This window comes from Pseudorhodoferax sp. Leaf274 (assembly GCF_001422445.1).
In the GTDB taxonomy this organism is placed as follows: Bacteria; Pseudomonadota; Gammaproteobacteria; order Burkholderiales; family Burkholderiaceae_C; genus Pseudorhodoferax.
In genome coordinates, this window is sequence record NZ_LMNA01000002.1 from 1 (window position 1) to 14,965 (window position 14,965).

The following is a 14,965-nucleotide window of genomic DNA, read 5'->3' on the forward strand; positions in this document are numbered from 1 at the left end:
GTGGAATGCAGCGCCGACGGCAGCTTCGTCGTGACCAACAGGCCCGAAGGAGCCGAAAAGCCGCCGTGCAAGGGGCCAGCAGGCCCGAAGGAGCCGAAAAGCCGCCGTGCAAGGGGCCGAAGCGGCGAATTGGCTGGGTGGGGCTGCATCAGCACATCTCAAAGCGTATTGCGCAGAGCTTCCCTAGCCAGCATGTTGGACGGGTACATCGCTGAACTCCTCTAACGCAGGATCTCCTCACACTAGGAGGCAACCTGCCGTACGTGCAAGGCTCACCGCCAAGATCCTCACGTTTGGCTTCAACGCCATGGCATAGCTGCACCCGACCAGCGTAGAACTATTGCTCGAATTTCATGAGTTGGGAAGCCTTAGCAGCATTCAGAGCATCGAACAGACTTGATGCATCGATAGCAGCAGTCTCGAGCGCCTCAGCGGCCCTTGCACGCCATTCGAGATCGCCAGGCCGTACAAACGTAGTTCTAATTTCTCGCAGCACCCCCATCGCTTTTTGGGCCCACTGTCTGAAATCGTCCAATTCCCAGTACGAGACAGACGCCAGCGAAGGCTCCGCTCCAATTTTCGCGATACGCGCGGGCGTAACTAGAACAGAGATAATTTCAGCACTTTTTGCCTCTGGAACTCGCATTTTCATCCATGCCGGATGTGAGGCAGCTTGACGCGCTTTCTTTGCATCAATGAACGGCTCGTCAGCAGTTGCTCCAGCATGATCTTCAAACACGATCACTTTGTCATCTGCGATCCACCAAGGATCTGGCGAAGCATCCTCTTCAATTTTTCCGGTGACGAAACCAAGCAGATCTCCCAAAGATTTTTGAGCAGCCTCGAAAGTTTCAGGACGAGCTAGCCCAGCAAGAATCTCCTGCTCGCGTTTGCTGTATCCGCGATTGTGGACAAGGCCTAAGCTCGCAAATAAACTTTCGATCCGCTCCACTTGGTGCATGACCGATGCATTACGTTTGTCTGCATCGGTTGGTGGAAGCATGGTCGTCCGGGATATGCCAACGAGCCAAGGAATTCCTCTTGCAGCGTCCCGCGCTTTTGAAAACTGATCCGTTGCTGCCACAGAAAATCCCGGATCCATCTCGCGAGAGGCAAGATGTGCAGCGCTACCGGCAAGATAATGCCATAGCGCACGATAGCCCTTCAGTTCAGACAGCGTCAGCTTACCCAGCACTTCGCGAGCGCACTCGAACGCCTGCGGGTAATCGCCCTGCCACATCGCTTCTTGATAACGCACCTCGGAGGCAACCACTTCCTGCAACTCACTCATTTCTTTGTATGGTGCCTGCGCGGCCTGGTCTCTCATTGAGAGTATGTCTTGATTCGCGACTTGCCACTCAGTGTCATGACGATTGAATATTCGAAAGTTCTCCAGAAAATCTTCAGCCTTCCGTTCACGCGACTGCATGAGACCGAATTGAATCTCGGCCTGAAGCTCAGGATGGAGATGCTCATTCTTTCTTCGATCAATCAGATAGTCAGCAAGCTCACCGTCTCCGACGACCACCGTTGAGAAGTCTTTCAAACCGCGTGTGCAGCGACCAATTGCCTGGAGAACACGCGCCTGAATACGCACATTGAAGAGTGCAACCGCCCCCATCCTCGACATGATAAATTTTTCCTGCAGATTCACCGCTTGCGGCAAACCATCAAGAAATTCAAGACGACATGCATCGCCAGGAAAGTCAATCCCATCATAACGATTTGCAACGACGGCGACAGCGTTCGCCCTACTTAGAAAGTCAGATTTTGTTTTTTCAATATCATCTGCCGAGAACGTAGGAAATCCTGTCTTCTCTACGATCAGCTTAGAAACTTCTGCCTCTCTCGCGTCGGAAGGCACAAGCACTAAACTTCTTCCGGCCTCACGCATGAGTGCAAAACCCAATTCCGTCGCTTCCTGCTCATCAAAGGACATGCCGGGAAAGAAGAAGAGTCTCCGCCCGATGCCCTGCCTGTCCCAGCCTGCAGGGATCGGCAGTCGCTGAATCGCTCGACGACCGGTTAATCGCTCCAAGTCACCGCCCGGCCCAAGCGTCGCCGACATGAAAATTCTCTGTTTCGCAGCTTGGAACGGTGCGTGACTCCATGTTGGAGGTATCGCAGGCCTAATCAACAGCTGATTCGCAGATACGTAAAAATGGCACGCCAACAGATTTTCGCACAGAGACTTCCAGGAAAATACGATCTGCGGATCAGAGTTATGCACATCGAGGATCGCACGCACTTGATCTGCAATTTCCGCAAAAGCTGGTGTTGGAATTTTGTCCACCCACCCGACATCGCTGACACTCGGTGCGTCACTAGTAAGCCGCGCGTGAAAATACGGATCCATGACTGCGCCAAGAACGTTGGCAAGCGCAGCGAACAAGCCTGCATGTGTTTTGCTGTAGCGATCGACCTGCAGCGTCCACATCTTTGCCACGTAATTCTCCGCGGCATGAGCATCATCCAGTATTACCGTATCAGGAGATTTGAAGAACGGATTTGTGTTGAATAGTGCGCTATAGGTCGTAACAGCCACCCGCTCCCCCGCAGCATAGCGCCCTTTTGCGGAAGACTCGTACTCCTTGATTGGTCCTGTGAATCCATCGACGGAAAGCCCATATTTTGTCGTCGCTTCTTCTACAACTTGATAGACCAACTGGCGGGTCGGGCAAAGATACACAACTCGTTCGTTGAAGGTGCGTCGACGCCACTCAGCAATAAGCAGACCGACCAGGGTCTTCCCGCTTCCGGTTGGAAGTTGCAACGCAACGTCCGGCGAGCTAACCGCTTTTTCGGCATAGGTCCTGAGCATCTGGCCTTGATGATCGACAAGCCCCAGATACTGACGAAGTGGGAGATCGAGGAACAGTTGGTCGGGCGACTTGGCTACGCTCGCAGCAGTAGGCAATCTTGTAAAGGCCATGAGTTCGTTTTCCGCTCCAAACAAGGGATGCTGATTGTGACCCGCCTCTGCTTTCACCCTGTTCTTACAAGCAATGATGCGGCTTGTAGGCATGTCGCCTTTTGCAAACAGTCGACCGCGCCCTCGAAAGGCAGTCTCGCACTTTGCAGACGCCGCTGAGATGCTCAATGAATGTGATCGGAGGACGCCACCTGACGCTCTAGGCACCATGCTGCAAGTGTTATTCGAGCGGAACCTTGACATGTGGCCGCACGCCTGATTCACTCAAATTGCTCCCGAGGATCCTGACCTCACCACAGGACGTCGCAGGCGTTACCTGCCCTTGTAGAGATTGCCGTGCCTTCGCACCGGCCATAGATGCCGAGTTCGCCTTGCGCGAACTTCGGCTTGCCGCGCAGACTTGATCTGCCCAGAGCCACCTGCGGCATGTGCCGCTGCTCGCGTCGTCGCGCCATGCGCGACGGCATCTTGTGCGCCACCCGATGGCGCCCTTGTACTGCGATGTCTGGACATCTGCCCTTTGCATCGCAGCGCCCTCCGCGTCGTCACTGGAAGCTTGCTAACAGTGACGACGCGGTAAGTCCGCGCCGCGCCTCATCTCAAGGCGCATTTCGCGAAGTGACGGCCCGAAGTGACGGGCTTTGACGCTGCTGGACGGCGTCCGTCAATGGGGCCTGGAGCCCCCCTCGATGCCCTCGCGCATCCGATGCGCATGCGTTCGGCTCGACCGGCGCTGCGCCGCCTGATCCCCGTCAACGGATCAATCCCTCGTGTGACGTGCACACCCCATGGACCTTGGGTGACCAGTCCCCGCGCAACGACGTGCCAACAGGCACCACCGCGCGGCGCCACAGCGCGTGCAACGCCGGCGACCAGTTGAATTGCTTGCACAACCGGGAGTGGTGTCCCGTGTCCCTCGTAGTTCCCTTGCGCTGCGGCGCCGGGGACGGACAGAAACACTGACCTGACCGTCATGCACCCCGGCGGCTTCGGCCTTCGGTCTCGTAAGGACCGCACTACGTGCGGAGATGAATGGATGAGGAATGAAGAGGAGCGAGCCATGCGCGACTTGAACCACGACTTCAAACTGCTGTGCCAACGCAACCGGGACGGCTCGATGGCGACACAGCACGACCGCGAGGTAATCCTGAGCCTGGTGGGCGACCAGCTGCACGAGGGTGGCTTCCACCACCTGCGTGCACAGGGCATGCGCACCAAGCACATAGACTACCTGGTCGAGCGATGGCATGAGGAAGGCATCGCCGCAGGCACCTTCAAGAACCGCATGAGCGCACTGCGTTGGCTGGCCGAGAAGATCGGCAAACAGAACATCGTGCGGCGCGACAACGCCGCCTATGGCATCCCGGAGCGGCAGCACGTCAGCAACACCTCGAAGGCCAGGACGCTGGACGGCGAGCAACTGAGCCGTGTGACCGATCCCTACACCGCAATGTCGCTGCGGCTGGAAGAGGCCTTCGGGCTTCGGCGAGAGGAAAGCATCAAGGTGCGACCGGGCTGGGCCGACAGGGGCGGCGTGCTGCACCTGAAGGCCAGTTGGACCAAGGGCGGTCGCGAGCGCGATGTGCCTGTCACCAACGCCATGCAGCGCCAGGTGCTCGAAGAAGCCAAGGCGCTCGCCCAGGGCGGCAGCATGATTCCCACGAAGATGAACTACCGTGACCAACAGAACCGCTTCAAGGCGCAGACGGCGCGCGCAGGCATCCGCGGCGTACACGGGCTACGGCACGCCTACGCGCAGAGGCGCTACTTCGAACTGACAGGGTGGAAGGCACCGGCAGCAGGCGGCCCTCGGTACAAGGATCTGAGCCCGAAGCAAAAGGTGGTGGACCGCGAGGCACGGCTTGCTATCTCACGCGAGTTGGGCCACGAGCGCGAGCAGATCACAGCGGTGTACCTCGGGCGCTGACGATGTAGCTGCCGGCCACAAGCCGCCGGCGTTCGGCGGTGGTGTGAGTGTCCAGAATCCCACGTATCGCCGCCGGATGCGGCGCCAATTTTGACCACTGGCTGCTAGGCCTTGGCTGTCTGGTTATTGGGTGAATTGTGGAGCACTGAACGCGCTTCGCGGCCTGCGCATAAGTTCCCATCGTATGCTTTGCAAATGTCTGCTGATCGCCTTACTTACTGCCTTGAGCGTATCTCGTCATATCGAGACTTCGAACGTCTCTGCAGCGCTCTTCTTGCCGGCGCCGACTACCCTGGAATAGACCCCCTTGGGGGCACTGGCGACGGTGGTCGCGATGCCATCATCCGTTCCGACGCCACCGGCCAGAAGATCGTGTTTGCCTACACAGTGCGTGGCGACTGGAAGGTCAAGTTGAAACACGACTGTTCGCGAGTTCGTGAACTCAAGCACAACCCCAATGTCTTCGTGTTTGTTTGCACGGAGCCACTAAATGCGGCCGACAAAGATGCAGCTCATAGGATGTTGAGCGATGAGTTCGGGTGGGTCTTGGACCTCTACGACTTAGAAAGACTGCGGGCCCTGCTTGCGGGTCCACAAAAGCACCTAGTCGCTCAGCACCCGAGCGTTTTCACCCCGCCGTTCTTCCCACAATCCGGGGGTGAATCTCTTTCGGAGAGTCGTGACACGCTAGTCATCGACCACCTCGATGCCGACCACGCATTGGCCACTTGGCTTTCACGGCGTCTGACGCTTGCAGGTTTACCGACTTGGTGCCGCGGCACCGCCCCGCTTGCTGGCGAGAACCCCGACGATAGTGTTCGCAAGCTGATCGAGTTTCGGGCCAAGCAGTATCTTCCCATCGCATCTTCGACAAGCGTCAGTGATGAACTCTTTCTGGAGCGATGCAGCCTAGCTGCGTCAAGAGACTCCTTTGTGCTGCCGTGTCTGGTGTCTTCAGGTGCTCAAGCGCGCCTGCCCTCGAGGCTTAGGGCAGTATCTCCCGCAGACTTCTCGACGTCCTGGAACGATGGGTTGCAGCATGTTCTGCAGCGGATGGCCGGGCTCGGGATCAAGCCGGAGTTCGGGCATGAGCAAGGAAAAAGCATCGCGCTTGGTGACTACATGCCGACGAACGTCACCATCGCAAAGCCAGAGCCCGTCTTTGCAAACGTATTCGCGTTGCAGCTGCCGCAAACCATGCTGATCTACGATCTCTATGCGGCGATGTCCTCGTCTGAACGTGATGCGCTGCGGAAAAAATGGGCGTTCGTTGAGGCCAACCCATACCGACTACTGGCTTTTACACCTCCACCACCAAACTCGATTCCAGCGACAAAGCCTGATCGCACTCCTGAGTTTTTGTGGTCAGAGATCCCGGAGCGAGACGGCAAGAAAACTGAGGACGTCGCAAAAGAACTTGTCCGTCGTAGCCTTTGGGTGATTTGTGTCGAAAAAGGCCTCGATTTCTGCTCCGATCGAGACCTCTTCTACTTTCCTAAAAGAGATGACCGGGACTGGAATCAGAAAATCCGCCACGTCGACGGTCGCAACACACGAGTAGCGCTTACCGGCTCGCGAACACTGGGTTGGGGTGATCGTGCATCCCCGTTCATATACCACCTAGCGCCCCTATTTCAGCCTCAACACGACGTAGATGGCACTTGGAACGTTGTCGTGCGAGTTTATGTGCGTCCAACAGACCTCTCCGGCAAGGTGTACGAACTCAAAGCTATCGGCAGGCGTCGCAAAGCAGTGACGAAGAGCTGGTGGAACAAAGACTGGCTTGCCCGTCTGATCGGTGTCGTCCAAGCACTGGAAACAAGTGTCGGTGAAATTCGCTACGGAGAAGGAACGCGTGCGCTGGTGATGCGCAGCGACCCGTTACGATGGGACTGCCCAATTGGTCTGGATGTCCAGGCTCTGTCCGGCATGCTCGACATCGGCGAGGAGCTTGCCGAATACAAGTCTCGAGAGGGAGAGGGTGAAGACACAGATGGCAACAATGAAACATTGTCAGAGGAGCAATCCGCATGACGAGCACCTTCCACTTTTTCGGTGAGCCACTGCTTGAGTTCGGTCATCAGCAAACGGCAGAAGACCCTCATGACGGACTTGCGTTGTTCGGACCTGCGGAAACGCGCAGCCAAATGCCAGACAACATCGTAATCGGCACAGCTGAAGGATTGGATGCATGGAATTCTTGGTGCTTAGCGCTGAATTCTTCAGCCGCTTGCGTCGACACAGCAAAGCATCGAGCTTGGCCCCCTTACCCCGGCTTTGACGTGGCATTCGGCGTCAAGTGGCCTAAGCCCGTACGCAGCTATGCACTGGACGGCGAGAAGCTTTCCGAAGCGTCCCGAAAGGCAGACAAACACGACAGAGCATTCGCAGTGTCTCGGCTATATCTTGAGCAAGTAGACAAAGTCAAGAGGCTCGACTCCCGTCCTGCACTCGCTATATGCGTGGTGCCCGATGAGGTCTACGAGAACTGCCGACCAAACTCGTCTGTGGCATTCAGCAAGCAGAGCGACAGCAAACGCAGTGCTGACGAGGTTTCATTTCTTCGGCAAGCAATCCTCGACAGAGATTCGGGACAACAGGCGATGTTCGACATGGATGAGCCAGAAGTGGCAGCTGTGTTAGACACAATGGACACTTATGAAGAGTCGCGTGGCTACTCACCTGATTTCCGCCGACAGCTCAAAGGCCGTTTGATGGCCCACGACCTGCCTGTGCAGATCATTAAAGAGTCTACCCTTCTCATTACCTCCAAAGTTCGCGATGGCGAGAAAGGGACGAATCCTCTTTCGGATCGACTATGGAACTTCTCAACAGCCATCTATTACAAGTGCGGAGCCAAACCTTGGAAAACGCCATGGGCTCGGGAAGGTGTTTGCTACGTTGGATTAGCCTACAAGGTCGCTGAGAACAAGCGCACCGCATGCTGCGCAGCACAAATGTTCCTGGATAGCGGGGACGGCGTAGTGTTTGTTGGCGAATTTGGGCCTTGGTATTCTCCACATTCCGGCGAGTACCATTTGCCTCCTGACAAAGCAGAAGCGCTTCTGCGCGGAACTATTGAGACCTACAAACAGCAGGACGGCAGGCCACTCAAGGAAATCTTCTTACACACGCACTCAGGCATCACTTACGAAGAATACAAAGGCTTTTTGCGGGCAGTGCCAGAAGGCGTCAAACTCATCTCAATACGCGTAAAACAGGACCGAGGTGGCCAGCGCTTGTACCGATACGACGACCACCCGGACACATCAAAGCGCGGACAACATCCCGTCTTACGCGGAGTGTTTTGGCAGAAGACCCCTCGCCATGGCCTTCTTTATACCAATGGATTCAAGCCAAGAATTGCAACCTATGACGGATTTGAGGTTCCAGTTCCACTCTCAGTGACCATTCAGTTTGGTGATGGAGATATTGTCCAGGTGGCAAAAGATATTCTAGGATTGACCAAGCTCAACTATAACTCGTGCCAGCTCGGCGAGGGCCGACCAATCACAATCAAATACTCGGATAGGGTCGGCGAAATTCTTTTGGCCAACCCTGGATTGAGTCATGAACAATGGCGGCATAACTTCAAGTACTATGCATAGTTCCTGCCATCTTGCTTCTCAGAATTCCCCGCCGAATTCAGATCATGTGCGCCAGCCAAAGATGACTGCCGCCAAACTTCAGAACAAAGGAGAATGTCATATTTGAAGCACCTTTGCCGCAATGGCTGCAGAATATTGACACATTAGCCTCTGTAGCGGGGTTCGTAATCTCGGCGTACGTAGCGCGCGAAGTATGGACCATCCGTAAAACATTCATATCAAAGCGAAGGCTACCCCAGATTAGCCGCGATCTGGCAAAGCTCGCCAGTGATATCAACGACTGCTACGCGGATTGGCCAAACAGTAGGCAGACAGCAGACATACACATAAGGGATTTGCTTGCCCTCTATCGGTCACTTCTGCGCCAAGTTCCATCTACGTACAAGCGGGAACTAAAACCGCTAAAGGCGGCAACAGACCAGTTTTTGGCGCGTGGCCTCACTACAGAGCAGAAAAGGGATCAAATCTGGACCGTCTATGCAGAACTGCGGGGCTGTATTAGAGCAATAGAGCAGATTAAGAAAGACTCAGAAGCGGACGCATAAAATGGACGAACGTGAACTTCAACTCATCCTTGGCTTAAATCGGAAAACGATTGCAAGAGAGATCACATGGACGGAGTGTAGGCCGCCCCCGGCCGTGTCTTCCGGGACAGATGAGGTAATACCACTTTTCTTAGAAAGTCGTCACAATGGCCACTGGTTCGGCCTCTATCAAGCGCGGGTTCGACACTACGATGGAGAGCATGATCATTTTTACTGGATCGAGTACTCCACCTTTGCAATATTAAGCATTAATGGAGCGCTGATCTACCAGTACCGAGAGGAAACATTGCACGGCCCTGTCAGCGATTTAATGCAAAGCGCCCGACGACAGGTTGTGGACTTCGACAATATACTAAAAGAGTTATAGATTAAACAGGAGCAGCAGCATCGAAGACGCCAGAAGCTGCATGAAGTCTTTTGACGAAATGCATTAACTAATAATTCGAGAATTTCAAGAGGATGCTGGTCACAATATACCCACCTTCACGACAGAAATTAAAGGCAATCAACGGTCAGTTCGCTCTCCAGCAAGATACTTGGAACGACTACAACTACCAAACCCTGTACCATCTGTATTACAACACCCCCGGTGAAGATGCCACCCTTATTGGCGGAGTGAAAATTCTTCGTAAGGGCCAGACTCAAGCAGATGGAATTCAGATTAAAACGTCGTTCAGTAAGTTAGATGAGAATTTCTGTTCTGTCGGCACGTCGCTTGATTATTACCAGCGTCTTGTTGCACTTCCGTCTAATGTTAGAAGAGAGATCGTTCAGGCGCTGCGGGACGTTGCTGTGCATCCGGAGCTTCAGCAGATTTATTCCCAGGAGCCGGCCTGGAGAAGATCGCTTTTTCGCGACAACTCAGATTGGAAGCGATTTTTAGACGATGCGCATGGGCTTTACTTCAATGAGTTTACTAGCCTAGTTGATGTCCAAGAGCCATTCTCCTTCTCGATAGGAGAGCAGTCTTCCGATATTGAGTTTGATTTCAGCACAAATGACTCTGGTCTTCTATTTCTCCTTGACAGAAGGATTGGCCCAAACAAGCGGAAGGTGCAGCTGCCCCATCGCGTGATGGTTCTCGTCGGACGCAATGGATCTGGAAAGAGCACGCTGCTTTCGCGTCTTGCGCATGTAGCCTTCGCATCGCCAAGCGAGCGACTGAGCCCACATGTACGCCGCCTCGGCGCTTTCAGGCCGGAGGCAATTGGTTTCATGCGCATCGTTACCGTTTCTTATAGCGCGTTCGACAGCTTCACAATTCCTGGCGACCGTGAGGACACGTTGTCTCAGACTGCTCGTGACATTGAGAAGGGCGAGGGCCGGTTTGTTTATTGCGGATTGCGTGATGTGATTGACGAGGCCAGAGACGATATCAATCGGGCCAAACAGGTTGACGAGCAGGAATTTAAAGAGACCATGCTCCGAGTCGAAGATCGAAGAACTTCAACTCGGCTGAAGTCAATAGATGCACTAGCAGATGAGTTTGCCTCTCTGATTGGCAGAATTCAGTCTACAGATAAAAAGGCCTTGTTATCCCTAGCGCTTGAGCCTATTTTACAAGATCCTTCTTTTTCTGATATGAAGGAGGAGGCTTTAGAGGACCTCTCGGCTGCTGAAGCAAAGGAGCTTTTTCTCTCCTGGAGTACTGGGCACAAGATCGCACTACATGTCATCGCTTCACTCGTAACTTATACAGTACCGAGATCGCTTGTCTTATTCGACGAACCGGAGATGCATCTGCATCCACCCTTAGCGGCGGCGCTGATGCATTCTGTTCGGCTTATTCTAGAAGATGCCAATGCTGTGTGTGTCGTGGCAACCCATTCGCCTGTAATGCTGCAAGAGACAATGGCTCGACAAGTACGAGTTGTTAACCGCAATGGCGAATCCCTCCATGTCAAACAGCCACAAATGGAGACCTTCGGAGAGAGTATCGGAATACTCACTTACGACACATTCGGATTAACAGCCTCCAGTAGTGATTTTCATCAAGTGTTAGATCTGCTTGTCGATTCCCTACATGATATTACTGAGATTGATAAAGTCTTCAGTCCTGGCTTGAGCAGTCAGGCACGAGCGTATGTTCTAGCGCGATTGGCTACAAAGGGGAAATTGGCTTGAGAAACTTGCCTCAGCCTAACAGAAGCACAGATCGCGCCACTCTCACTACGGCACTCTCTCAGTATCAGTACAAAGGTGTTGCTAAGGGCTACGCAGGCACGGCGGAAGAAGTAACCGCTGTGCTCGCTGTCTACGATGCCTACGATGCGGCTCGCGGAGTTGCGAACATTGCATTGACCACGCCAGAAATGGACGCGGCTCTCAAGCAAGCATTGCATGATGCCTATGATCAAACACAAAAAAGGCGCCGTTTAAAGCATGTTCGTGAGGAACTTTTCTCGGGCGTTGAGCTGTGTCCAGTGTGCGGAATAGATCCGCCGACTGAACTAGATCATGTGCTTCCGCGCTCGGCATACAAGGCAGTGGCAGTATATGTCCGCAACCTAGTACCTCTGTGCCATCTCTGCAATCACCACAAGCTTGCTGGCTTCGCGGAACCGGGCGAGTTGCCGTTTCTCCATGCCTATTTCGATCAGCTACCTGATATTCAGTTTCTACATGCAGAGGTGCGTCTTCAAGATTCAACTTTAAGCGTGACTTTTTCAATCGATGGTCTTGACGCCGTCGCAGACTCACTGGGGGACAAACTAAAAAATATCCACATCCGTCTGAACCTAAGCGAAAGATATCTCGCTGAGGTGAACATATTTTTAGCTAGCCAAGCAATATCGTTGCATGGCGCTTATGCAGCGGGCGGATCACAAGGAGTTAAGGCACAGCTTCGCGCGCAGGCCCAGTACGAAATTCGGCGATTCTATCGAAACCACTGGCGTCCTACGCTGCTGGCAAAATTATCTACCTGCGACGACTTCTGCAATGGCGGGTTTATTCCCGTTTTCAATGTTCCAGCCGAGATCCTCAGAGACGCTTTTGGCAGTTAGAAGGTGAAGTGAGGTCTTCTATTTGCCTTTCTATCGAAGCCGACAACGGATTTAGATGAGATGCTTGCACTGCCTTCGTCGTAGAGCGCAAATGTGACCCTTCAAAGGAATGCGCTGACATGTGATGTTTTGGCTGGTCACTTTGGCAAGAAACATTCTGAAGGGTCACGCAGGATCAGGCGTGCGAACGTGGCGAGATTTCACATATTCTTGGGAACGAACCGCTTCTACGCCGCCGGCCGCAACGGCGCAACGTTGTCGCCACTCTCCATCGCCGCAACCAACTCGCCCCAGTCGTCCATGATCTTGCGCCGCTCGACGAGATGCTCGCTCCGCGCATAGGCGGCCACGACCTTGCTCCGCTCCGCATGATCCAACTGCGTCTCCAACGCCGCCGCTGACCAGCCCCGCTCAGACAGCAGGCTACGCGCCGAGGCTCGCAGCCCATGGTGGCTCTGCTTTCCCTCGTAGCCCATCCTCTTGAACAGCAAGTTCAAGGTGTTTTCGCTCATGATGCTGTCGGCACCGTGGTTGCCTGGAAACAGCCACTGCACGCGCTCTCCGTTGAGCGCGCGCAGTTCGGCAAGCACAGACAAAGCCTGAGCGGATAGCGGCACCGTGTGGGCTTGCAGGTGCTTGCCCTCCTTCATGTTCGCGGCCGGAACCCGCCATTCCCTGGCCTCAAGGTCGAAGTGCTCCCAGCGCGCCGTGCGCAGCTCGACCGGCCTGGTCCAGGTCAGCACCGCAAGGCGGGCCGCCAACCTGGTCATCGGCTGACAGTTCTCGTAGGTAAGCAGGTTGCGCAGGAACTCGCCGAACTCGCGCCGCGTCGTCAATGCCGGCCGGTGCTTGACCCGCGGAACCTCCAACGCGCCACGCAGATCGCCCGCTGGGTTTCGGTCGGCGCGGTCCGTTGCAATGGCATAGCGAAAGATCTGGCCGCAGATCTCGCGCAGACGGGTGGCCGTGTAGGCGCTGCCGCCGTCGACGACCTTGTTCAGCATCGCCAGCACCTCGGAAGGCTTGAGGTCTGCGATGGCGCGACTGCCGATCTCGGGGAGTACGTGGGTTTCGAGGTGGGCCAGGCGCTTGCCCGTGGTCGTGGCGGCTTCACCCCGCTTGGCCCTCATCGCATGCCACTCCATCGCCACCAGCCGGAACGTATTGGCTGATGCCGCCTCCTGGGCCGTCTCGGCCTCGCGCTTCACCTCTCCAGGGTCTTTGCTATCCGCCAGCAGTTCTTTCGCTTGGTCGCGTCGCTTGCGGGCCTTGGCGAGCGACACGGCCGGGTACACGCCGAAGGACAAGACTTTAGGCTTTCCGGCGAACCGGTAGTCCATCCGCCAGTACTTGCCGGCCGCCTTGACGCGCAAGTACAAGCCACCACCGTCGGCGTAGCGCTCGCCAATCTCTGCGCCCTGGTGCTTCACCTGGCGCACAAATGTATCTGTAAGTGACATTTCACACCTCCGTTGTCGGTACCTGGCAGGGTACGACGGCGTGATACCGACACAAGTACCGACAAGATGCCGACACGGCATGGTACGGAGTGAGACGTCCTGGACAAAGAAAAACCCGCGATGCCTAGTAGGCATGCGGGTTTCCGGGATTACATGGGACTACATGAGACCCCATGATGCACCATCTTGGTGCCGATTGTCGGAATCGAACTGACGACCGTCCGCTTACAAGGCGGGTGCTCTACCAACTGAGCTAAATCGGCAAAAAACCAGCGGCGATTCTAAACGGTCACTTTACGCGCTTGAGCGCCGGGCGCGGCGCGCTGCCACCCGGTTTGGGCGGCTCGGGGCCATCTCCCTCGTCGACAGGATCGACCGGTGCCAGCTGCAGCACCTTCGGGACGGTCTTTTCGCCGGCGATGTCTGCCGGTAAGGGCGCACTGGCGGCGCCCGGCGCGGCATCGGCCAAGGCCGCCACCGGCGATGGGAACGCCATGCCTTGCCCGTTCTCGCGCGCATAGATCGCGATCACGCGGCCGATGGGCACGAGGATCTCGCGCGCCGTTCCTGCGAAGCGGGCCTTGAACTCGATGAAGTCGTTGCCGAGCTTGAGCGCGCTGGTGGCGTCGAAGCTCACATTCAGCACGATCTCGCCGTCCTTCACGTACTCGCGCGGGACCTGCACCGTCTCGTCCACCAGCACCGCGATGTACGGTGTGAAGCCGTTGTCGGTGCACCATTCGTAAAGCGCCCGGATCAGGTACGGGCGGGTGGAAGTGGCGTCGAGTGCGTTCATCCGGTCCAGTTCTCCGCGCTTACTTGCGCATGACCTTTTCGGACGGCGTCAGCGCTTCGATGTAGGCGGGGCGCGAGAAGATGCGCTCGGCGTACTTGAGCAGCGGCGCCGCGTTCTTGCTGAGGTCGATGCCATAGAAGTCCAGGCGCCACAGCAGCGGCGCGATGGCCACGTCGAGCATGGAAAAGTTCTCGCCCAGCATGTACTTGTTCTTGAGGAACACGGGGGCGAGCTGCGTCAGGCGGTCGCGGATGTGGGCGCGGGCCTTTTCCAGCGCCTTCTCGTTGCCCTTGGAGGCGCGGTTCTCCAGCAGGCTCACGTGGACGAAGAGTTCCTTCTCGAAGTTCAGCAGGAACAGGCGCACGCGGGCGCGGTCGACCGGATCGCCGGGCATCAGCTGCGGGTGCGGGAAGCGCTCGTCGATGTACTCGTTGATGATGTTCGACTCGTACAGGATCAGGTCGCGCTCAACCAGGATGGGCACCTGGCCGTACGGATTCATGACGCTGATGTCTTCCGGCTTGTTGTAGAGATCGACGTCGCGGATTTCGAAATCCATGCCCTTTTCGAACAACACGAAGCGGCAACGGTGGGAGAAGGGGCAGGTCGTTCCCGAGTACAAGACCATCATGAGAGAAGACTCCTAAAAAACCAAAAAGAGTGGGTGCGGTAGCCGCACCCACTCTGATCAC

General features: G+C 55.7%; 9 protein-coding genes and 1 tRNA gene. 5 read left to right on the plus strand and 5 right to left on the minus strand.

The annotated features are described in order from the left end of the window. Positions 1-337: 337 nt before the first annotated feature. The gene (locus ASF44_RS30830) at positions 338-3,025 is read right to left on the minus strand and encodes a DEAD/DEAH box helicase (RefSeq protein ID WP_200930571.1); all 2,688 of its coding nucleotides are present in this window, start codon (positions 3,023-3,025) and stop codon (positions 338-340) included. Between the two features lie 967 nt (positions 3,026-3,992). Here ASF44_RS30830 and ASF44_RS05605 point away from each other — a divergent pair. From ASF44_RS05605 to ASF44_RS31530, 5 genes are all read left to right on the plus strand, one after another. Beyond that, positions 3,993-4,859 carry a phage integrase N-terminal domain-containing protein gene (locus ASF44_RS05605; RefSeq protein ID WP_056898236.1) on the plus strand — a complete coding sequence of 289 codons (867 nt, stop codon included), beginning with the start codon at positions 3,993-3,995 and terminating at the stop codon, positions 4,857-4,859. Between the two features lie 195 nt (positions 4,860-5,054). After that, the gene (locus ASF44_RS31520) at positions 5,055-6,893 is read left to right on the plus strand and encodes a hypothetical protein (protein WP_156374368.1); all 1,839 of its coding nucleotides are present in this window, start codon (positions 5,055-5,057) and stop codon (positions 6,891-6,893) included. After that, positions 6,890-8,467, plus strand: coding sequence for a hypothetical protein (locus ASF44_RS31525; RefSeq protein ID WP_156374369.1), 1,578 nt, complete (start codon positions 6,890-6,892; stop codon positions 8,465-8,467). Before ASF44_RS31520 ends, ASF44_RS31525 begins: the two co-directional genes overlap by 4 nt. Positions 8,468-9,471: 1,004 nt before the next feature. Next, positions 9,472-11,136 carry an AAA family ATPase gene (locus ASF44_RS30835; RefSeq protein ID WP_082524559.1) on the plus strand — a complete coding sequence of 555 codons (1,665 nt, stop codon included), beginning with the start codon at positions 9,472-9,474 and terminating at the stop codon, positions 11,134-11,136. Between the two features lie 119 nt (positions 11,137-11,255). Then, positions 11,256-12,017 (plus strand): HNH endonuclease, encoded by a 762-nt coding sequence (locus ASF44_RS31530; RefSeq protein ID WP_156374370.1) that lies wholly within the window; start codon positions 11,256-11,258, stop codon positions 12,015-12,017. 227 nt (positions 12,018-12,244) lie between these two features. Here the strand turns inward: ASF44_RS31530 and ASF44_RS05610 are convergent, their stop codons facing one another. From ASF44_RS05610 to ASF44_RS05625, 4 genes are all read right to left on the minus strand, one after another. Next, complete coding sequence (locus ASF44_RS05610; RefSeq protein WP_056898237.1) at positions 12,245-13,477, minus strand: integrase arm-type DNA-binding domain-containing protein; 1,233 nt, start codon at positions 13,475-13,477, stop codon at positions 12,245-12,247. A gap of 187 nt (positions 13,478-13,664) precedes the next feature. Next, positions 13,665-13,740: transfer RNA gene (locus ASF44_RS05615), tRNA-Thr, on the minus strand. A gap of 26 nt (positions 13,741-13,766) precedes the next feature. Continuing rightward, positions 13,767-14,273: a ClpXP protease specificity-enhancing factor gene (locus ASF44_RS05620; protein ID WP_056898238.1), complete on the minus strand. Its 507-nt coding sequence runs from the start codon at positions 14,271-14,273 to the stop codon at positions 13,767-13,769. Between the two features lie 19 nt (positions 14,274-14,292). Beyond that, complete coding sequence (locus ASF44_RS05625; RefSeq protein ID WP_056672295.1) at positions 14,293-14,904, minus strand: glutathione S-transferase N-terminal domain-containing protein; 612 nt, start codon at positions 14,902-14,904, stop codon at positions 14,293-14,295. Between the last annotated feature and the right edge of the window lie 61 nt (positions 14,905-14,965).